The organism is Halorubrum zhoui, assembly GCF_051194155.1.
GTDB lineage: Archaea > Halobacteriota > Halobacteria > Halobacteriales > Haloferacaceae > Halorubrum.
In genome coordinates this window covers 138,949-159,500 of record NZ_JBLZNJ010000004.1, presented here as the reverse complement: position 1 = coordinate 159,500, position 20,552 = coordinate 138,949, and the positions used below count along the sequence as shown (strand labels likewise).

16 protein-coding genes are annotated in these 20,552 nt (G+C 71.0%); 11 read left to right on the top strand and 5 right to left on the bottom strand.

Annotation, left to right across the window (positions count from 1 at the left end; genetic code table 11):
- Positions 1-93 precede the first annotated feature (93 nt).
- From ACNTAO_RS08255 to ACNTAO_RS08225, 7 genes are read left to right on the top strand one after another with little or no spacing between them, the layout of a single operon-like run.
- Positions 94-1,857 carry a DUF7408 domain-containing protein gene (locus ACNTAO_RS08255; RefSeq protein WP_435161509.1) on the top strand — a complete coding sequence of 588 codons (1,764 nt, stop codon included), beginning with the start codon at positions 94-96 and terminating at the stop codon, positions 1,855-1,857.
- Positions 1,854-4,262: a VWA domain-containing protein gene (locus tag ACNTAO_RS08250; protein WP_435161508.1), complete on the top strand. Its 2,409-nt coding sequence runs from the start codon at positions 1,854-1,856 to the stop codon at positions 4,260-4,262. Before ACNTAO_RS08255 ends, ACNTAO_RS08250 begins: the two co-directional genes overlap by 4 nt.
- Before the next feature lie 17 nt (positions 4,263-4,279).
- Positions 4,280-4,837 carry a hypothetical protein gene (locus tag ACNTAO_RS08245; protein ID WP_435161507.1) on the top strand — a complete coding sequence of 186 codons (558 nt, stop codon included), beginning with the start codon at positions 4,280-4,282 and terminating at the stop codon, positions 4,835-4,837.
- A gap of 20 nt (positions 4,838-4,857) precedes the next feature.
- Complete coding sequence (locus ACNTAO_RS08240; RefSeq protein WP_435161506.1) at positions 4,858-5,799, top strand: DUF7502 family protein; 942 nt, start codon at positions 4,858-4,860, stop codon at positions 5,797-5,799.
- A 27-nt stretch (positions 5,800-5,826) separates the two neighbouring features.
- Positions 5,827-6,783, top strand: coding sequence for an AAA family ATPase (locus ACNTAO_RS08235; protein WP_435161505.1), 957 nt, complete (start codon positions 5,827-5,829; stop codon positions 6,781-6,783).
- A 3-nt stretch (positions 6,784-6,786) separates the two neighbouring features.
- Positions 6,787-7,638, top strand: coding sequence for a DUF58 domain-containing protein (locus ACNTAO_RS08230; protein WP_435161504.1), 852 nt, complete (start codon positions 6,787-6,789; stop codon positions 7,636-7,638).
- Positions 7,639-7,692: 54 nt separating this feature from the next.
- Positions 7,693-8,679, top strand: a complete 987-nt coding sequence (locus ACNTAO_RS08225; protein WP_435161503.1) for an NOG1 family protein — start codon at positions 7,693-7,695, stop codon at positions 8,677-8,679.
- Positions 8,680-8,699: 20 nt separating this feature from the next.
- Here ACNTAO_RS08225 and ACNTAO_RS08220 read toward each other — a convergent pair whose 3' ends face one another.
- Together ACNTAO_RS08220 and ACNTAO_RS08215 are read right to left on the bottom strand one after the other, a co-directional pair.
- A complete protein-coding gene (locus ACNTAO_RS08220) occupies positions 8,700-10,586 on the bottom strand; it encodes a formate/nitrite transporter family protein (protein WP_435161502.1) in 1,887 nt (628 codons plus the stop codon).
- Positions 10,583-11,995, bottom strand: a complete 1,413-nt coding sequence (locus ACNTAO_RS08215) for a TIGR00341 family protein (RefSeq protein WP_435161501.1) — start codon at positions 11,993-11,995, stop codon at positions 10,583-10,585. Before ACNTAO_RS08215 ends, ACNTAO_RS08220 begins: the two co-directional genes overlap by 4 nt.
- A gap of 125 nt (positions 11,996-12,120) precedes the next feature.
- Here ACNTAO_RS08215 and ACNTAO_RS08210 point away from each other — a divergent pair, with 125 nt between their 5' ends.
- Positions 12,121-12,372, top strand: coding sequence for a DUF8006 family protein (locus tag ACNTAO_RS08210; protein WP_435161500.1), 252 nt, complete (start codon positions 12,121-12,123; stop codon positions 12,370-12,372).
- A gap of 132 nt (positions 12,373-12,504) precedes the next feature.
- Entirely contained in the window at positions 12,505-13,386 is an 882-nt protein-coding gene (locus tag ACNTAO_RS08205; protein WP_435161499.1) for a homoserine kinase, read from the top strand.
- A gap of 18 nt (positions 13,387-13,404) precedes the next feature.
- Here ACNTAO_RS08205 and ACNTAO_RS08200 read toward each other — a convergent pair whose 3' ends face one another.
- The 3 genes from ACNTAO_RS08200 to ACNTAO_RS08190 all read right to left on the bottom strand — a co-directional run bounded on the left by ACNTAO_RS08200 (position 13,405) and on the right by ACNTAO_RS08190 (position 15,658).
- Positions 13,405-14,025 carry a histidine phosphatase family protein gene (locus ACNTAO_RS08200; protein WP_435161498.1) on the bottom strand — a complete coding sequence of 207 codons (621 nt, stop codon included), beginning with the start codon at positions 14,023-14,025 and terminating at the stop codon, positions 13,405-13,407.
- A gap of 22 nt (positions 14,026-14,047) precedes the next feature.
- The gene (pdxS, locus tag ACNTAO_RS08195; RefSeq protein ID WP_435161497.1) at positions 14,048-14,956 is read right to left on the bottom strand and encodes a pyridoxal 5'-phosphate synthase lyase subunit PdxS; all 909 of its coding nucleotides are present in this window, start codon (positions 14,954-14,956) and stop codon (positions 14,048-14,050) included.
- A gap of 156 nt (positions 14,957-15,112) precedes the next feature.
- Positions 15,113-15,658: a J domain-containing protein gene (locus ACNTAO_RS08190; protein WP_435161496.1), complete on the bottom strand. Its 546-nt coding sequence runs from the start codon at positions 15,656-15,658 to the stop codon at positions 15,113-15,115.
- A 169-nt stretch (positions 15,659-15,827) separates the two neighbouring features.
- On the opposite strand from ACNTAO_RS08190, the gene mutS reads away from it, so the two are divergent.
- A complete protein-coding gene (gene mutS, locus ACNTAO_RS08185; protein ID WP_435161495.1) occupies positions 15,828-18,722 on the top strand; it encodes a DNA mismatch repair protein MutS in 2,895 nt (964 codons plus the stop codon).
- A complete protein-coding gene (gene mutL / locus ACNTAO_RS08180) occupies positions 18,712-20,502 on the top strand; it encodes a DNA mismatch repair endonuclease MutL (RefSeq protein WP_435161494.1) in 1,791 nt (596 codons plus the stop codon). The genes mutS and mutL overlap by 11 nt, the downstream gene beginning before the upstream one ends.
- Positions 20,503-20,552 lie beyond the last annotated feature (50 nt).

Here is a 20,552-nt window from a genome sequence, read left to right as displayed (position 1 = left end):
ACCACGACGGACGCGAGTCGCCCTCGACGCCGGTTCGTTCGCTCCGTGGGGAGGATCAGACACATGTGGCTCTGTCCCCTGCGTCCGGCCACGATGGCACTCCTCCAGGCCGGCGGGCCGTTCGCGACGCCGCTCGGACTGCTCGGTCTCGCGGCGCTCGTTCCGCTCGTCGCGCTGTACCTCGTCCGCCCAGATCCCCGACGGTACGCCCTCCCGACGGTCGAGTTTCTCACGGAACGCGACGGCGACAGCCGCCGGCAGCGCCTCCGCGACCGGGTGCACGTCCCACCGGTGTTGGTGTTACAGGCGCTCGTCCTGGTCGCGATCTCGCTGGCGCTCGCCGGCCCACAGGTTCCGCTTCCCGGCGCTGCCGCCGGCGAGACGGTCGTCGTCCTCGACAACAGCGCGAGCATGGCGACGACGGACGACGGCGAGACGCGGTTCGCACGCGCCGTCGACGTCGCCGGAGAGGCGGCCGGGGACCGTCCGACGCTCGTCACTTCGGCACCCGACCCGACGGTCCGGACCGCCGCTGCAAGCGCGGCGGCGGTGTCGGTCGTCGAGACGGACGGTGACCTCCGGCGTGCAGTTCGCGTCGCCGCCGACGCCGGCGAGGATCCCCGTCGGATCGTCGTCGTCAGCGACTTCGTCGACACCACCGACTGGGAGGCGGCCATCGAGAGCGTCCGGGCGAGCGGCACCGAGGTGGTCGTCCGCCGGGTCGGTGGCGGCGGCGAGGACAACGTCGGCATCGTGGACCTGTCGGTGACCGCGACGGAGGCGACGGCGGTCCTCACGAACGGCGGCGAGACGACACAGACCCGCACCGTCTCGATCGGCGAGGCGTCCGAGACGGTCTCGCTGGCACCCGGTGACGTGGTCCGCGTGACGCTTCCCGTTCCGGCGGGCGGAGGAGCGATCCGGCTCGCTCCGCGCGACTCGTTTCCCACGGACGACGTCGCCTACGTCGCCGTCCCGTCCGACCGCACGATCGACACGCTGCTGGTAACGAACGACCGCCCTCGATTCTTGACGGCCGCCCTCGAGGTGATGGACGACGTCCGTCTCGACGTCGCCGAGCCCCCGATTGCCGACGCCTCGGGCTACGACGTCGTCGTCTTCAGCGGCGTCGACCCCGACCGCGTGCTCGACGGAACGGTCGAAGACGTCCGCGACGAGGTTGACGCCGGCGGCGGCGTCGTCGTCCACGCGCACGACGACCTCACGGCCGTCGGATACGGAGCGATGGTCCCCGTCGACGTCGACGGCGTCGGCGGACAGACCGACGTCCGAACCGTCGACGCCCACCCCGTCGTCGACGGGATTGGGTTCGTTCCCGCAGAGACGCACCTCTCGGGTGAACTCCGTCGTGGCGAGGCGCTCGCCGTCGCCGACGACGGCAGCCCGATGATCGCGGTCGACGACGTCGGAGACGGGCGGGCGGTGTACTACGGCTACGTGGCGTCGACGTTCGGCTACGACTATCAGTACCCGATCTTCTGGCGGCAGGCGATCACCTACGCCGCCGGCCGGCCGTCAGTCGAGGACCTGAACCGGCCGACGGGGGCGGTGATCGACCTCGAGGAGCCACGGACGGTCGAGACGCCGCGTGGCACCGTCGAGACGGCACGGCTCAGACCGACGCAGACGGGACTGTACACGACGCGAACGGCACGATACGGGATCAGCCTCCGGTCGCCGACGGAGTCCGCCGTCGTCTCGGAGCCGGTCGCCGTCGCGACGGGGTCGACCGGGACCGAGTCGGCCCCGCGGTCGATCGCACCGGTGGTGTCGCTCGCGGCGCTCCTCGTCGGTCTGCTCGAGCTCGGCTACCGCAAACGGCGAGGTGAGCTGTGAGCGGCCGCTTTGCTCGCGCCGCGAGTGCCGGCGTTACGGCGGTACCCTCGGCCGTCGGGGTCGAGACGGTGACGTCGGCGGGCGGGCTCGTCGGACCGGTCGGGGTCGAACGGGCGGCGGTGTTCGCCGTCCTCCCGATCGCACTCGCCGCCATCGTCGTGTTGTTCCGCTGGAACGTCGGACCGGCCGCCCCGACGGGCCGAACGCGCCGGCTGATGCTGGCTGCTCGCGTGCTCGTGGCGGTGCTCCTCGTCACGGCGGCCGCCGGTCCGTACGTCGTCGAAACGGGCCAGTCTGCGGGCGACCCGGCGGTGCGGCTGCTCGTCGACGACTCGGCGAGCATGGACGTGTACGACGCGGATCCGGCGTCGATCGCCGACGGGATAGCGGCCGAAGGCGTCCCGGTCAGCCGAACGACGATCGCGACGAACGAGTCATCGCCGATCGGTGACGAGGTGCTCCGCGGCGTCCGCGCGAACACCCACGTCGTGTTGCTGTCCGACGGCCGCGTGACCGAGGGGCGAAGCCTCGAGTCGGCGGTGGACGTCGCCGTCGAGCGAAACGCGACGATCAGCGCGCTCCGGCTCGAGCCGACGCGAACCGAACGGCTCGTCGACGTCGACGCACCGGAGACGACGACCGCTGGCGCGACCGAGTCGCTGCTCGTGTCTGTCGGCGGCGTCGGTGCGACCGACGCGACCCTCACCGTGACCGTCGACGGAGAGCCGATCCACGAGCAGCTCGTGACGGAGCCGACGAGCGTCGCGGTCGACCACACGTTCACCCGGCCGGGTGCACACCGGGTCGAAGCCAGGATCGACGCCGGCGGCGACACCGGCTTCGAGCGAAACGACGTGGCACGCCGCGTCGTCAGCGTCGTCGACCCGCCGAAGGTGTTGTACGTCTCACGCGTCGACTATCCGATGGCGACGTATCTCGACGAGCTCTACGACGTCACCCGGGCCACGGCCGTGCCGAACCGCGACCGACTCGAGGCGTACCACGCCGTCGTGATCCAGAACCTCGCCGCCGACGACCTCGGTGACGTCGGGGCGCTGCAGTCGTACGTGGCCGACGGCAACGGCGTCGTCGTCGCCGGCGGCCCCAACGCGTACGGCCGCGGCGGCTACGCCACCTCGTCCGTCGGTACGCTCCTGCCGGTTCGGTTCGACGAGCGGCGCGGCGGCGACGACGTGGTCCTCGTGGTCGACGTCTCCGGCAGCGCAGCGGAGTCGATGCCCCGAATTCGCGGGCTCTCACTCGACGTGCTCGAACAGCTGGGTTCGGACGGGCGTCTCGGCATCGTCGCCTTCGCCGACAGCGCACAGGTCGTCTCCCCGTTTCGATCGCTCGAGCGCGACCGTCCGGCACTCCGCGAGACGATCCGACGACTCCAGGCCGGCGGCGGAACCGACGTCGCGAGAGGGCTGCGCGCCGCAGGCGACATGCTCGACGACGGTGGCGAGGTGATCCTGATAAGCGACGGCGACGACGACGCCGACGCGCCGCTCGTTGCCGCCGAGGAACTCGCTGCCGAGGACGTGCGGGTGACCGGCGTCGGTGTGGGCACGTCGCGTGACGACGACCGCATGGCCGCGATCGCGGACACCACCGGTGGGACGTACCTCCGCCCCGGCGAGACGGACCGCCTCCGGCTGCTCTTCGACAGCGAGGCGACGCCGACGGAGGCGGACTCGCTCGTCGTCGTCGATCGGACCCACTTCGTCACCGACGGCGTCGACACCGAGGCGAATCCGACCGCGGTCAACGACGTCGACCCACGCACGGGTGCCCGACTGTTGGTCACGACCAGCCGGGGTGACCCGGCGGTTACCGCCTGGCGCTTCGGACTCGGACGCGTCGTCTCGGTGACCACCTACGGCGACGACGGCCGTCTCGAAGGACTCCTCCGCCCGCCGGACGCCGAGCTCACGACCCGGTCGGTGAACTGGGCCGTCGGCGACCCACGACGAAAGCGAACGAACGCGACCGAGGTCGCAGACACCTCCCGCGGCGAGGCGACGACGGTCGTCCACCGGGGGCCGACGCGCCCCACGGCGCCGTCCGTGCGATTCGTCCAGACTGGCGTCGACCGCTTCGAGGCGACGCTCACCCCGACGCGCGTCGGGTACGACTCGGTGCTCGGCAGCGCGTTCGCCGTCGACTACGCCGCGGAGTACGGGGCGGTCGGGCGGGCACCGGCGCTGGACGCGGCGGTCGACCGAACCGGTGGGCGGACGTTCGACCCGCAGGCGAGCGACGCGATAGCGGCGTTCACGCGCGCGACGACGGCCCCCGAGCGTCCCACCCGACGGCCGATCGCCTGGGTGTTCTTGGTGGCTGCACTCCTCGTGTACCTCGGTGAGGTCGCCGGGCGGCGACTGGAAGAGGTATATGCCGCTTGAGACACAACGGACCAGCGATGAGCTACATCGGCGAGCACGCGAACACGACGGTCCTGATCGCGCTCGTGGTCACGGCTAGCGGGCTCGTCGGGACGAGCGCGGTGTACCAGGTCGCGGGCGCGGAGCTCCAGTCGACGAACGCCGAACTGGAGGCCGAAAACGAGGCGCTCCGGGCGGAGCTCGAGGCGACCGAGGCGACCCTCGAACGCCGCGAGGCGCAGCTCGAAGCGACCGAGACGCGCATCGAGACGCGAGAGGCGGACCTCGAACAGCTCCTCGCGACCCTCAACGAGACCGAAGCGGAGCTGCGGCGGACCGAGACGGAGCTGCGACGGACCGAGACGGCGCTACGGCAGACCGAAGACGACCTCGATCGGACCGAGGCTGCGCTGGCCGACGCGGAGGCGGAACGCGAGCAGCTCGAAGCCGAGGCCGCCGACCTGCGAGAGAGTGTCGACGCGCTCGAAGCCGACAGAGACCGGCTCGAACGCGAGGTACGACAGCGCGACGAGACCATCGCACAGCTACGAGAGCGCATCGACGAGCTCGAACGACGGCTCGATTCCACGTCGTAACTGTAACACACGCGTAACCCATGGACGACAGTGTGCGATCTGAGACGACTCCGGCGCTTCGGGCGGACCTGCTCGCGGCGGTCTCGGAGATCCGGCGGGAGGCAGCGAAGGCGGCGGCCGTCCACGCCGCGCTCGACGCGATGGCCGTGTTCGTCGCCCTCCGCCTGGCGACACAGCTGCTGTCGGTGGGCGACGGCGCAGCGCCACTCGCGGTCGTCCCGACGCCCGAGGCGGTCGCCGGTCCGCTCCGGGCCGTCGGAGTCGCGCTTCCCGACCCGATCGGCATCTCGGCCGGATCGCTCGTCGTCACGGCGACGGCCGTCTCGTGGCTCGTCGTCGACGCCGCGCTTCGGTACGAGCGCCTCGGCGTCGAGCGGTTCGAGGCGCACAACCCGGCCGTCGCGGAGGCGCTCCGGACGGCCAGAGACGCCGCCGAACGCGACGTCGAGACGCCGGTCGCGAGGGCGCTGTACCGCACCGTGTTGCGACGCCTCACGGAGACGTCCAGCCGGGCGTTCGTCGATCGGCGTCAGCTGGTCGGTGTCACCGTCGTACTCGTGTGTTGTAGCGCCGGGCTCGTCGGGGTCGCGGGAGCCGGGGTCGCCCCACTCGACGGCGGCGGAGACGCCGAGGCGATCGCCGGCACAGGCGGTGCCGGTGCTGGTGTGTCCGGCACCGGCGCGGGCGGTCCCGGCGCGGGCGGCGCAGCCGGCACGAACGGCGGTGCAGACCTCCTCGGTACGGAGGGGGCCGTCGAGCGCGGCTCGGAGAATCGATCGCTCCGGCTGGCGGGCGACGGCGACCCCAGCGGCGATGGCACGTACGGCGGGGGATCCGTCGCCGCCGGGTCGGCGGACGTTGACCCCTCACGCGCCGCATTCTCCGACGAGGAGCGTCCGGAGGCGGCCGACCTCGTGCGAGCGTACACCGAGCGGATCCGTTCGGAGGACCCCGATGAGTGACCAGCCGACGACCACCGGAGACGACCGATGAGTGACCGACCAGACACCGACGCGTTCGACGTCGAGACGGCAAGTGCGGCCGTCGAGCGGGTCGAATCCGAAATCGGCGAGCGGATCGTCGGCCAGGAGACGGTCGTGAGACAGCTGCTGGTGTGTCTGCTGACCGGAGGGAACGCGCTCGTAGAGGGGATTCCGGGACTCGGGAAGACGCTCTTGATCCGGACGCTCGCGGAGGCGATCGACCTCTCGTTCGCCCGGATCCAGAACACCCCGGACCTGATGCCCTCGGACATCACCGGGACGGAGGTGCTCCGTGAGTCCGGCGACGACCGCGTCTTCGTCTTCGAGGAGGGGCCGGTGTTCGCGAACGTGGTGTTGGCCGACGAAATAAACCGCGCGACGCCGAAGACCCAGGCGGCGCTGTTAGAGGCGATGGCAGAAGGACAGGTCACGGCCGGCGGGGAGACCCGTGCGCTGCCGGAGCCGTTCTTCGTGCTCGCGACACAGAATCCGATCGACCAGGAGGGAACGTATCCGCTCCCGGAGGCCCAACGGGATCGCTTCGAGATGAAGATCACGATCACGCCGCCGTCGTTCGACGAGGAGCTGGCGATCGTCGACCGATACACGGGGACGATCGACCCCGCACCGCCGGTCGAGACGGTACTGACCGGCGACGAGCTGCGGGCGATCCAGGCGCTCGTCAGACAGGTACCGATCGCCGACGACATCAGAGAGCGGGCGGTCAGACTCGTCGCCGACACGAGGACGGCCGACCGGCTCGAGTACGGCGCCAGCCCACGCGCCAGCATGGCGCTCGTCGTCGGCGCGAAGGCACACGCGCTCGTGGACGGACGACCGTACGTCGGCGAGGCCGACCTCGAGGCGATCGCTCGACCGGCGTTGCGTCACCGGGTGGTCGTCGACCTGCGGGCCCAACGCGATGGCGTCACGCCAGACGCCGTGATCGAGGACCTGCTCTGAGCCGTGTCGATCGATCCCGACTTCCTGGCCGTGTTGGACCGCTTCGACTCCACTATCGACCGCCGGAGCGCGGCACGCAGCCGCGGCGAGCAGCGATCGGCGGCGATCGGCGAGGGGCTCGTGTTCAGCGACCACCGGCGATACGTCCCCGGCGACGACACCCGCCGCATCGACTGGACGGTGTACGCCCGCAGCAACGAACTGTACGTCCGGCAGTTCGAGACCGAGCGGAGCCTCACGGCACACGTGCTCCTCGACCGCAGCGCGTCGATGGCGTTCGCCGACCGGGCGGCGTTCGAGTTCGCCGCCAAGATCGGCCTCGGCTACGCGTATCTGTTCGCGGCCGAACACAACGAGTTTCGGCTCTCCGTCTTCGGTGAGGCCGCGACGCGCGTCGACGACGCCGCCGGCACCGGGGCGGTGGTGTCGGCACTCGACCGGCTCGACGAGGTCGAACCGCGCGGGCAGGCCGACCCCGAGGCGGCGCTGTCGGCGTACGCCGAGACGATCACCTCCCGGTCGGTCGTGGTGCTCGCGAGCGACTGTCTCGTCGATCCGGACGCCTTCGAGGCGGCCCTGCGGGCGGTGTCCGACCACCACGTCGTCGTCGTGCACGTCGTCGTCCCCGACGTCTTGTCACCACCGGTGAGCGGAGAGACGATCTTCGAGGGCCTCGAGTCGCCGACGAGCCTCCGAACCCACTTCGGTCCGCGCGAGGCGAGCCGGTACCGGGAGCGCGTCGAGGCCCACTGGAATGCCATCGAGTCGGCGGCCGTCGCCCGGGGCGGCGACTACGTTCGGGTTCGCACCGACGAGCCGTTTTACGACGCCTTCGAACGAGCGTGGGTCGGCTGAGACGCGGGTGCGAGAACGGACGCGCTTATACGTCTCGGCGGGGTATTCGGCGGCATGATATTCGAAGGGCTCCCGACGACCCCCCGCTCTGCGGAGCTCGTCGACAAGGCGTTCTCGCGGGCCTCGCGGGCCGGCCGCGCCAAACACGGCCACGACGCCCAAGAGTCGATGCTGCGGACGGCCGGAAACGTGCTCTCGGACAACCTCGAGAACGTGGTCGTGTCGTGGCCCGACTTCGGCTTCGACGTCGACCCGTTCTACTACGAGCTCGCGGACGCCATCGTCGACGTCGACCGGCTTCGACAGGCGCTCTCACAGGTGATGTGGGCGAGCCGGCAGGTCGAGTCGCTCCGCGACGAGTACACCACGAAGGTCCGGAACGCGAACCTCGAGACGGCGAGAAAACACCGCAAGCAGGCGTTCGCGCGGATGGCCGACGTGATGGAACAAATCGAAGCCGACCTCCGCTACGTCGGCGACGCACGCGACGAGCTGCGCGATCTCCCGGACGTCCGGCCCGACGAACCCGCGATCGTCGTCGCCGGCTACCCGAACGTGGGGAAGTCGTCGTTCGTCAACCGCGTCACGCGGGCGTCGAACGAGATCGCCGAGTACCCGTTCACGACCCGCGGCGTCGCGCTCGGACACGTCGAGCGGGACCACCTTCGGTACCAGATCGTCGACACGCCGGGACTGCTCGACCGGCCGGACGCCGAGCGCAACGACATCGAGCGACAGGCCGTGAGCGCGCTGACCCACCTCGCCGACGTCGTCCTCGTCGTGGTCGATCCCTCCGGCGACTGCGGCTACCCGCTCGACGTCCAGCTCGAACTCCGCGAAGAGGTGCGTGACCGCTTCGACGCATCGACGCCGGTCATCACCGTCGCGAACAAACACGACCGGTTCGACGCGGTCGACGCCGACGTCGACGCCACGATGAGCGTCACCGAAGACGAGCACGTCGACGCGGTCCTCGAGTTGGCCGTCGACGCGGCGGCGTACGAGCCGCCGCTGCCGACGCGGGACGGCGACGGGCGCTGAGGAACCGTCGACCCACCGGCTCACTCGGCGTCGATCGGATCGGTCTCCGTCGGCTCGACGCGGTTCGCGCCGCCAACCGCCCGCTGGCCCCGCCCGAAGAGCCGTGCTCGAAGCGTGCGGTGGTGCGGGCGCTCCGCGAGCAGCACCGAGCAGTCGACCGTGCTCGCCACGTCGAGGTGTAACGACTCGGCGACGAGCCGCGAGAGCAACCCCTTCTCCGTCGCGCCGATGATGATGAGCGTGCTGTCGGTCGCCGCTCGCTCGATGGCGGTCTCGATGTCGCCGCTCTCGTCGACCGTCCGCGTCGCGGCCTCGAGGCCGTGTGCGTCCGCCCACTCGGCGAGGAACTGCTCGCCGGCGGCTCGCTCCGTCGCGTCGTCGACGACGTGGAGCAGCCTGACCGCCGATCCGGCGGTCCGGGCGAGACTTCGCGCGACGTCAGCGGCGAGCGCGGAGTCCGGGCCGCCGGCCGTCGGCACGAGGATCTCGGCGGTGTCGAGGTCGCGGTCGTTCAACACGAGGAAATCACACGGGAGCTGATTCGTGATCTCCGCTATCGGCCGCTCGGCGCGCGCCGCGCTCCACAGGTGGTCGTCGCCCCAGCCCATCACCACGGTCTCCGGTCGCGTTCGGCGGGCCATCGCGAACACCTCCTCGAACGAGAAGCGCGAGACGACTGTGCTGGTGTCGACGCGCACGCCGTAGCTCTCTGCGGTGTCGCGGAGCGCGGTGAGCTGCCGCTCGGAAGAGTCCTCGATCCGTTCGTTGGCCCGCGTGTCGTCGGCAACCCGGGTCGGCGTCTGCACCACGTGGACGATGTGGACGAGACCGTCCTCGTGGCCGCTCGCGAGGGCGCTCGCGAGCTCGACGATCGACTCGTCGGTCCGTGGGTTCGCCACGGGGACCATCACCCGGTAGCCATCGTCGGCGAACAGCGCCGCCTCCGCGGTGTCGAGGATCGGCACGTACGACCGACCGAACGCCCGGCCGAACGTCCACTCCGGTATCGAGAGCCGTCGGGTCATCCCCTCGAAGCGCGCCTCTTCGAGTCGCTCCTCGCTCGTCTGGAAGTAGTTCACCAGCGTCACGAGCACGACGCCGCCGAGCGTGTTTCCGAGTAACACGGGGAGGACGAACCCGGTGACGCCGGTGACGAGCGAGAGGTCGCCCGTGTAGAGCCCGAGACGGGCCGCAAAGAGGAGGTACACCACCTCGGTGAACGAGACGACGACGTGATAGAGGTTGCCGAGCGGGATCGCGAGGAACGCGAGGTAGACCACGAGCAGTCGGGTGACGGAGTCGGTCGACGCGAAGCCGACCCAGACGACGCCGGCGACGATGAGTCCGGCCATCGCGGCCTTGAAAAACAACGGCCAGAACCCGACCGAGAGGCCCTTACTCGACACCGTGATCGCCGCGTCGACGGCGTCACCCGAGAAGACGCCGCCGTACGAGAGGACGAGCGCGCCGACGACGCCGCCGGCGAAGTTGCCCGCGAGCACGATGCTCCAGTGACGCAGGAGCGTCGGGAGACTCGCGAGCCGTTCGAGCGTCAGCGCCACCGGCGGCAGGGTGTTCTCGGTGTACAACTGGTAGCCGCCGAGGATGATGTAGACGAACCCGAGCGGGTACAACAGCACGCTCAAAAGCGGGTGGCCGTCCGTCGCGGCGGTCAACGAGACGTACAACAGGAACGTGATCGTGATGGCGAGCCCGGCGGCGACGCCGCTGAAAAAGAGCTCCCGGCTGCCCGAGGTGACCTCTTCGTCGGCGGCGGCGACGATCCGCTGAAACACCTCGTCCGATGAGAACCGGTCTCTGACCGCCTCGCCGACGGCCGGCGCGCCGCTCTTCGATCGCTCGACTACCTCCCCAGAGTCGTCGTCGCGGCCTGCTGCGGTGGTCACTGCGTGCAGACGGGGGTGGACGACACAAAGAGGTTGCTCTTCGTGTGACTGACCCGCGTGCTGCCGGCGGGCGTCGAGTGCGCACCGCGAGGCACGGTCGACACGCGGACCGACGCGTGCGCGCGGTCGACCGTCACGAGCCGCACCTCGACGGTCGGATCCGCGCCGGTGACCGCCGCGATGCGGTCGGCGAGGACGTCGGCGAGGCCGTCGATCGAGGCCGCCTCCCCGGCACCGACGGTCACGACGACCCGCTCGGTCTCAAGCGGCGGGAGCGTCCCGGTGCGCTCGACGCGAAGGTCGACGAGGGTCGCGTCGCCCTCGAGCGTCGACAGCTCCGCGGCGACGACGTCGCGGATCTCGGCCTCCGTCGTCGTCGCGGTGTACGAGTCGTAGGTGACGCCGCCGAGGAAGACGCTCAACAACGCGATGGCGACCACGAGGACGGCGACGCGCTTGAGAAGCGCCGAGCGCGCCCGGTCCTCGCGGAACCACTGCTCGGGGCGGTACCCCTCGTACCAGAGGACGACGAGTGCGGCGAGGTTGATCGAAAGCAGATTGACGGCCACGATGACGCCCGCACCGATCACGAGTCGTGGGACGTCGAAGGCGATCCCGACGCCGACGGCCGCCGCGGGCGGGATGAGCGCCACGGCGATCATCACCCCGACGAGCGAGGCGGAAACCCCTCGCATGAGCGAGACGATCCCGGCGACCCCGGCACCGATCGCCACCGCGAGCACGAGGACGTTCGGTGCGAGCCGTTCCGACACCTCGGCGAGCTCGAGCGGGTCGAGCCCGGGCGGCACGAGCCCGACAGACCGGAGCGTGACGGCGAACACCGTCGCCGCGGCGACGGCGACGAGGACCCCGCCGAGCTGCATCCACACGCCGCGTCGAAACAGCGTCTCGTCGTCGACGACGGTGCCGATCGCCGCGGACATCGCGGGCCCGATGAGCGGGGCGATCACCATCGACCCGACGACGGTGGCCGCCGAGTCGAGGAGGAGTCCGGCGGTCGCGATCACCGCCGACAGCACCGTCATCAGGACGAACGTCTGAGTGCCCGAGACCAGCTCCTCGGCTTTCGTCTGGAGCTCCTGTCGGGAGATGCGGTCTTCCTCGCGTTCGGCCGCCTCGGCGTACTCGGCTTCGAGCTCGTCGAACCGATCCGAGACGACCGTCTCGGCGGCGACGACGACCGTGACGGTTCGCTCGTCGATGCCGACCGCTCGAAGCCGCTCAAGGACCGGTTCGACGGCCGCCTGCGGCAGCGGAAACGTCGCCACGGCCGCGACCTCACGGTTTCCCGTCTCGTCGGTGACGACGTAGTCGATCCCTTCGTCGTCGAGCGCGCGGATGACCGCGTCCCGCCTGCCGGTCGGAATCGTGACCTGAACGAGTCGCACGGGTACGCCTCTCGTGGAGCCGGCATATAGCTCGGGGACGCGGCGTCGGCCGGCACGGACGAGGCGCTCGGTGGGTCGAGCGAAGCGGAACGTTAATGAGTAAATCGGACGGACCTCTCGGTGAGATGCTCTCGCCGCTGGTCATCGACACGTTCCTGCTCGACTACCACCTCGGGCACGTCCTGTTGCTCACGTTCGTCCTCTCGCTGCTCGGCACGCTCCCGCTGAAGTCGCGGAAGGTGATTGCCGCGGTGATCGTCACCTTCGGCGTGATATTCACGGTCTCGCCGTTCTCGACGATGCCGGCGACGTACATCCTCTTCGGTATCGGACTCGTGGTCGTCGGCCCGTTGTTGTGGACCACCGCCGACTCGTGAGCTGACCGCACGCCGCGGCGCTCGAGCGCCCCGTCGTCCCCGTCCCACCACGACCCCACGGCCGGTTGAGAAACGACCCGACTGCCGGCGGCGATCCCGCTCCTTTTTCACGCCCGGGAGTCACGCCTCCGCATGGTTACGGTACGGGCACCCGCCACCAGCGCCAACCTCGGGAGCGGCTTCGACGTCTTCGGGGCGGCGCTCTCGCGACCCGCCGACGTCGTCACCGTCGAGCGGGCCGACCGGACGACGATCGAGGTGACGGGGGTCGGCGCCCAGTACATCCCGGAGGACCCCGACGGCAACACCGTCGGGGCTGTCGTCGAGGCGCTCGACGCTCCGGCGCACATCCACATCGACAAGGGCGTCAGGCCGGCCTCTGGGCTCGGGTCGTCGGCCGCCAGCGCCGCCGCGGCCGCCGTCGCGCTCAACCGACTCTACGACCGCGGGCACTCGAGGGAGGCGCTCGTGCCGATCGCCGCCGAGGGCGAGGCCGTCGTCTCGGGCGTCGCCCACGCCGACAACGTCGCGCCCGCCTTACTCGGCGGCTTCACCGTCACGACCGCCGACGGCACCCACAGCGTCGACGCGTCGATTCCGCTCGTCGTGTGCCTGCCGGACGTCGCGGTGTCGACCCGAGACGCCCGGCGCGTCGTCCCCGAGACCGCGTCGATGGACGCCCTCGTCGCGACCGTCGGCAACGCGGCCACGCTCGCGGTCGGCATGTGTCGGTCCGACCCGGACCTCGTCGGGACGGGGATGGCCGACCCGGTGGTGACGCCCGAGCGCGCGGCGCTCATCACCGGCTACGAGGCGGTCCACGACGCCGCGCTCGCGGCCGGCGCGACCGGCGTCACGGTGAGCGGCGCCGGGCCGGCCGTCGTCGCCGCCTGCTACCCCGGAACCCGTCAGGCGATCGCGGCCGCGATGCTCGACGCCTTCGGCGATGCCGGCGTCGACGCCCGCGCCTACCAGACGGCGATCGGGCAGGGAGCGACCGTCGTCGACGAGTGAGACGCGCTCGTCGAGGCCTCAGACGTCCAGATGGGTGACGTCACCGGTGTCGACGAGCCGCCATCGGTCGCCCACCGACTCGAGCGTCGTGACCCCACACAGCGGCGTCTCGACGTCGTCCGCGTCGCCGGTGAGTCCGTGCACGACGCCGCCGACGGTCGCGCCGTGGCCGACGAGCAGCACGGTCCCCGCTTCGCCCGCGACGAGTCGGCGAGCGGTCTCGCCGATCCGGTCCATCGCCGTCGCGTGCGTCTCGGGAAACGCCGGCTCGACGAGCGGATCGTGATCGAGAACGATGTCGTCGAAACGAGCCGCGAGCGCTGCCGGCGATCGAACGTCCGGGTCGTCGTCGAACCAGGCCGGGTTGCGGTGTTCGCCGAGTCCGGGCTCGAGACGAAACTCGGTGCCGAGCTCGTCTGTGATCTCCGCGGCCGTCTCGACGGCCCGTAAGAACGGCGAGGCGTACACCGCATCGACGTCGCGCGTCATCGATGCGAACCGACGCCCGACCCGCCAGGCGGCCCAGCGGCCGAGTTCGGTCAGCGGGGGGTCGTGGACGCGGTCGGCGACAACCGACCACGATTCGTCGACGGTGTCTCGGCGCTGACCGTGGCGAACGATCCAGACGGTTTCGGTCACGAAAACGGTGTCGTCGACCGACTCAGACGCCGCGGCCCTGCAGCATCTCCGCTTCTTCCATGTCGGCGTTCGACTGGCCCTTCATCCCCTTGCCGCTGCCGCTCGCGATGCGGGCGAGCGCCTCGGGGTCGTCCCAGTTGTTGACGGCCTCGACGATGGAGGTCCCCATCGCCTCGGGGTCTTCGGCGCCGAAGACGCCGGAGCCCACGAAGATGCCGTCACAGCCGTGATACATCATGAGGGCGGCGTCGGCGGGCGTCGCGATGCCCCCGGCCGCGAAGTTGACCACCGGAAGCCGGCCGGCCTCGGCGGTCTCGTGTGCGAGGTCGCGTGGGGCGCCGTGTTCGCGGGCCCACTTCTCGCGCTCCTCGTGGTTGAGGCCGGTGAGCGTCCGGATCTGGTGTTTGATCGTGCGCTGGTGTTTGACCGCCTGGTTGACGTCGCCGGTGCCGGCTTCGCCCTTCGTGCGGATCATCGCCGCGCCCTCGTGGATCCGACGGAGCGCCTCGGGGAGGTTCCGCGCACCACAGACGAACGGCGACGTGAAGTCGCGCTTGTCGGTGTGGTACTCGTCGTCGGCGGGCGTGAGCACCTCGCTCTCGTCGATCATATCGATGCCGAGCGCCTCTAAGATCTCGGCTTCCTTGCGGTGGCCGATGCGCGACTTCCCCATGACGGGGATGGAGACCTCCTCGATGATCCCCGGAACGCGCTCGGGATCGGGCATCCGAGCGACACCGCCGCGCTTGCGGATGTCCGCGGGGACGTGTTCGAGCACCATCACGGCGACCGCGCCGGCATCCTCGGCGATGCGGGCCTGCTCGCGGTTGACGACGTCCATGATGACCCCGCCTTTTTGCATGCGTGCGAAGCCGCGCTTGACGAGCTCGGTTCCCCGCTTCAGCTCCTCCAGATCCGTTTCCTCTGGCATGAATATTGGTACGGGCCCGTTCCACTTAACAGGTCGTTTTCCGGGGGGTACGACGGCGATCGACGCGGTTTGCGGGCGGTCGCGGTCGGGTGGGTGTGGCAGGTGTCCACCCGTCGACAGCGAGACCTGGGCCGCGGTCGCTCTCGGAGCCGTCGATCAGTCAGAGAGGCGGTCGTACGCCTGGTTCAGCCGCTTGAACGCCTCCTCGTCGCCGGTCTCTGCGTCGGGGTGGAGTCGCTTGGCGCGGTCGCGGTACGCGGCGCGAACGGCGTCGGCGTCGGCGGTCGGGTCGAGGTCGAGCGTGGCGTACGCCTCGCGTTCGGACATCCCGGTCGTCCGCGGAGCACGGTCGCGTGGGTCGCCAGCACCGGCCCATCGGCGTCCGGTCTGACCGCCCGCGGTCGCCCCCTGCGCCCTGGACCCGGCTGTGCCAGCGGTTCGGTAGGCGTCGCGGCGGTTCTCTGCGGCTCGTGCGCGCTGGCGGGCGCGTTCCCGCTCGGTCGGCCCCAGCCGGTCGGCCTCGCGGCGGATCTGTGCCTGGAGCCGACCGCTGGCGTGGTACCACAACAGGTAGGCCGCGGTACCGATCGGCACGGCGACCGCGAGGAGGATCGGATTCACGACGACGCCGGCGACGACGAGCAGGGCCGTGAGCCCCGCGAACGTCGCGGCCATCCCGACGATGATCGTGCGATTCGACACGGTCGTAGTGGGTCGTCCACGACTGTAAGCGTCTCGGGTGTCGACGGCATGACGGCGTCCCGAAAGCGGACGACACCGGTGCGCGTGAACGCGCCGACCACCCGAGTGTCGACGGGGTCACACTCCGGAGCCCGTGTCGTTTATGTCTGCGGCCGCCCCGGGTGCGTGTATGTCACCGGCGGATCGAGCCGCGGTCACGGGGATGCCGCCCGGGATCGCCACGGCGAGAGCGTCGCTCACGCCGATGCTCTCACAGTACGCCGACCTGTGTGCCGCCCACGAGGACGCGCTCGTGTTGTTCCAGGTCGGCGACTTCTACGAGGCGTTCTGTGAGGCGGCCGAGACGGTCGCCCGCGTCTGCGAGGTGACGCTCACCGAGCGCTCCGACTCGACCGGGGAGTACCCGATGGCGGGGATCCCGATCGACGCCGCCGCGTCGTACCTCGAGTCGCTGCTTGAGGCCGACTACCGGGTCGCGCTCGCCGAACAGGTCGAAGACGCCGCGGCGACGAGCGGCCTCGTCGACCGCGCGGTGACCGAGGTGCTCACGCCTGGAACCGCCGTCGACGACGAGCTGGTCGAGTCGGGCACGACGACGTACGTCGGCGCGGTCGCGCGCGAGAGCGTCGCCGACACCGGCGGCGATGTCGACGACGACCGGGCCGCCCCGACGCTCGGACTGGCGGTCGTCGACGTCACCACCGGCGAGTGTCTCGTCACCGACGGCGACCCCGGGACGGTGACCGAGGAGGTCGCCCGACTCGCCCCCGCCGAGCTGATCGTCGGCCCCGGGCTCGACCCGGCGTCGAGCCCGAACGATGCACGTTCGGACGCACCTGGGTCGACCGACGGAAGCCCGCACGGCGGCGATCCGACCGACGCCAACTCGACCGTCGACGACTTCGATCCCCGCGTCGGCGACCCCGATCGAGCGGTCCACCGACACGACCCCGATGTCTTCGGACGAGATGCGGCCGTCGAGCGGCTCGCGCCCTACGACGGGGCTCTCGACCGACGACTCGAGACCGACGCGGCGCTCCGGGCGGCGGGTGCCGTGTTGGCTTACGCCGAGTACGCCCAGGGCGACGACGGTCCGCTCGAGTACGTCTCGCGGGTCCGGCGGTACGAGCCGGACGCGCGCCTCCGGCTCGACGCGGCGGCCCAGCGCAGCCTCGAACTGTTCGAGAACCGCGGGATCGGCGCGAGCGACACGGTGTTCGAGACGCTCGACGAGACGAGCTGTGCGCTCGGACGGCGGTGTCTCGAGCGGTGGCTCAGACGGCCGCTCGTCGACGCCGACGCGATCCGGTCGCGACACGACGCGGTCGACGCGCTCGTCGACCGCCCACTCGTGCGCACGGCGGTCGCCGACGCGCTCTCGACCGCCTACGACCTCGAGCGCCTCGTCGCGCGGGTCTCCCGCGGGCGCGCCGACGCCAGAGACCTCCGGTCGCTCCACGCCACGCTGGCTGTCGTCCCGGACCTGCGGGCGGCGCTGGCCGAGCCACCTGACGCCGACGGTCCGGAAGACGCTGGTGACGCGTCGACGGACGCGGACGACTCCGCGTCGTCGGCGACCGTCGGCCCGCGAACCGCGCACCTCCGGGACCTTCGCGAGCGGCTCGACGAACTCGCCGACGTCCGCGACCTGATCGCCGAGGCGGTCGTCGCCGACCCCCCACAGGAGGTGACAGACGGTGGGGTGATCCGCGACGGATTCGACGCGGACCTCGACGAGCTCCGGGCGACGGCACGGGCCGGCCGCGAGTGGATCGCCGATCTTGAGGCCCGCGAGCGCGAGCGAACCGGCATCGACTCGCTGTCGGTCGGCCACACCGAGGTGCACGGCTACTACATCGAGGTGACCGACGCGAACCGCGACCGGGTGCCGGACGACTATCGACGCCGACAGACGCTCAAGAACAGCGAGCGCTACGTCACGCCCGGGCTGCAAGAGCGTGAGGAGTCGATCCTCGGCGCGACCGCCCGTGCCGACGCCCGCGAGTACGAGCTGTTCGTCGACGTTCGCGAGCGCGTGGCCGCCGAGACCGAGCGCATCCAGGCACTGGCTCAGGCGCTCGCCGAACTCGACGCGCTGACGTCACTCGCGACGGTCGCCGTCGAGGCCGACTACGCTCGTCCGGAGCTGCGCGCAGACTCCAACGCGGGCATCGAGATCGACGGCGGGCGACACCCGGTCGTCGAGCGGACGACCGCGGAGTTCGTCCCGAACGACGCCGCGCTGTCGCGCGGGGCGGTCGCGGTTATCACGGGCCCGAACATGAGCGGGAAGTCGACGTACATGCGACAGGTCGCGCTCACGGTCGTGCTCGCGCAGGTCGGATCGTTCGTCCCGGCGCAGGCGGCACGGCTGCCGGTCGTACGCGGCGTGTTCACGCGGGTTGGCGCCTCTGACGACATCGCCGGCGGAGAGTCGACGTTCATGCGCGAGATGCGCGAGCTCACCGAGATCCTCCACGACGCCGGGCCGGACTCGCTGGTCTTACTCGACGAGGTCGGACGCGGCACCGCGACGACGGACGGGCGGGCCATCGCGCAGGCGGCCGTGGAGTTCATTCACGACGAGCTCGGTGCGACCACGTTGTTTGCGACCCACTATCACGACCTCACCGCGCTGGCGGAGACACACGAGCGTGTCACCACGCTCCACTTCACTGCGACCCGCGAGGACGGCGACGTGACGTTCCTCCACCGGGTCGTCCCGGGGGCGGCCTCCTCGTCGTACGGCGTCGAGGTCGCCGAGCTCGCCGGCGTGCCGCGCTCGGTCGTCGAGCGCTCGCGCGAGCTGGTGGAGACGAGCGACGTGGGCGATGCGAGCGACGTCGGCGATACGAGCGACATTGGCGATGCGAGCGACATTGGCGATGCGAGCGACGTCGACGATAGCGGGGGCACACCAGGTGGACTCAGTGAGGCGGCCGCCACGGGAGTGCCGGTCGAGGTGGTGGCGACGCTCCGTGACCTCGACCTCGCGCGCACGACGCCGATAGCGGCGTTGAACACCCTCCACGAGCTCAAACGGCGGGTCGACGATGCCGAGTGAGCCACCCGGGGGCGACCGCAGCGTCGGCGGGGAGGCACACGAGCGTGAGGCGTCACCACCGGGACGCGTCCGACGACTCGAACAGGCCACCGTCGACCGAATCGCCGCGGGTGAGGTGATACCCAGGCCGGCCCGGGTCGTCGCCGAACTCGTCGACAACGCGCTCGATGCGGGCGCATCACGGATCACGGTCGCGGTCGACGGCGACGGAACCGACCGAATCCGCGTCGCCGACGACGGTCGAGGGCTGTCCCGTGCAGACGCGCGGCTCGCGGTGGAGCGTCACGCGACGAGCAAGCTCGCACCGGACGGTGACCCCGTCGGCGTCGACTCGTTCGGATTTCGCGGGGAGGCGTTGGCCGCGATCGCGGACGCGGGGACGCTCGAACTCACGACGGCCGATGGCGATGGCGTCGGCACCCGCATCGTGGTTGGGTCGGGAGACGAGGCGGACCCGAGCGTGAGCGACGCGGGTCGGGGACGCGGGACGACCGTGGTCGTGCGAGACCTGTTCGCGAATCGGCCGGCCCGTCGTGCGTCGCTGGCAGGGACGCGCGCCGAGTTCGGTCGGATCACGGCGCGGGTGAGCGACTACGCACTCGCGAATCCGACGGTCGCGTTCACGCTCGAACACGACGGGTCGCGGACGCTCTCGACGCCCGGAACCGACCGAACGGCCGCACTCCTCGGCGTGTACGACCGCGAGACGGCGAGTCAGTCGACGACGATCGACGCGCGGGTCGACACGCGACCGCACGACGATCGGTCGAATCATCGGCGGTCACGCGATGTCCGCGAGACGAACGGCGACGGCCCGCCGAGCGTGCGGGTCGCCGGCGTCCTCGCGTATCCGGCCGTCACCCGGGCGTCGAACGACCACGTCCGGATCGCGGTGAACGGCCGGCCGGTCCGTGACGCTCGGCTCGCGGGCGCGGTTCGCGCCGGATACGGGCGGTTGCTTCCGGACGACCGCGAGCCGGTCGCCGCGGTGACCGTCTGTGTGCCGCCGACGCGGGTCGACCCGAACGTCCACCCGGCCAAACGCGAGGTCGGGTTACGAGACGCGCCGGCGGTGGCCGAAGCCGTCGAGTCGGTCGTCGCCGACGCGCTCACCGGAGCGGACCTCAGGCGCCGCGCCGACGTCGCCACCGACCTCGACACCGCCCTCGAGCCGGTCGGCGAGCCAGACGGCACGTCGTCGGGAGCGTTCGCCGACGCGCGGCCCATCGGAACGTTCGCTGACCTGTACGCCCTCGTCGAGGCGGGTGACGAGCTCCTCGTCCTCGATACGCACGCCGCTCACGAGCGGGTGAACTACGAGCGGCTCGCGCGCGCGTTCGATGACGAGGCCGTCCAGACCGCCACGCTCGACCCGCCGGCGACCGTCTCGTTGTCCGCCGACGAGGCGGCCGCCGCGGCGACACACGAGACGACGCTCTCGCGGCTCGGCTTCGAGACGACGTCGTTCGGCGGCGGCACGCGCCGCGTCTCGACGGTGCCGGCCCCGTTTGGCCGGGCGGCGGCCCCCGAGTCGATGCGAGACGTCTTGGGCGCCCTCACCGACGGGAGGTCGCCGCGTGACGCCCGCGAGGCGCTGCTGGCCGACCTCGCGTGTCACCCGTCGCTGAAGCGGGGCGACGCGATCGACCGTGACGACGTCGACGCGCTTCTCGACCGTCTGGACGAGTGTGAGCGGCCGTACGCGTGCCCACACGGTCGCCCGACGGTGGTGTCGATGCCCGCGGCGTCGCTCGCGGACGCCTTCGATCGGGAGTGGTGAGCGACCGCACCCCACCTGCTCCGGAACGGTTTTGAGTCGCTCGCGCGTTC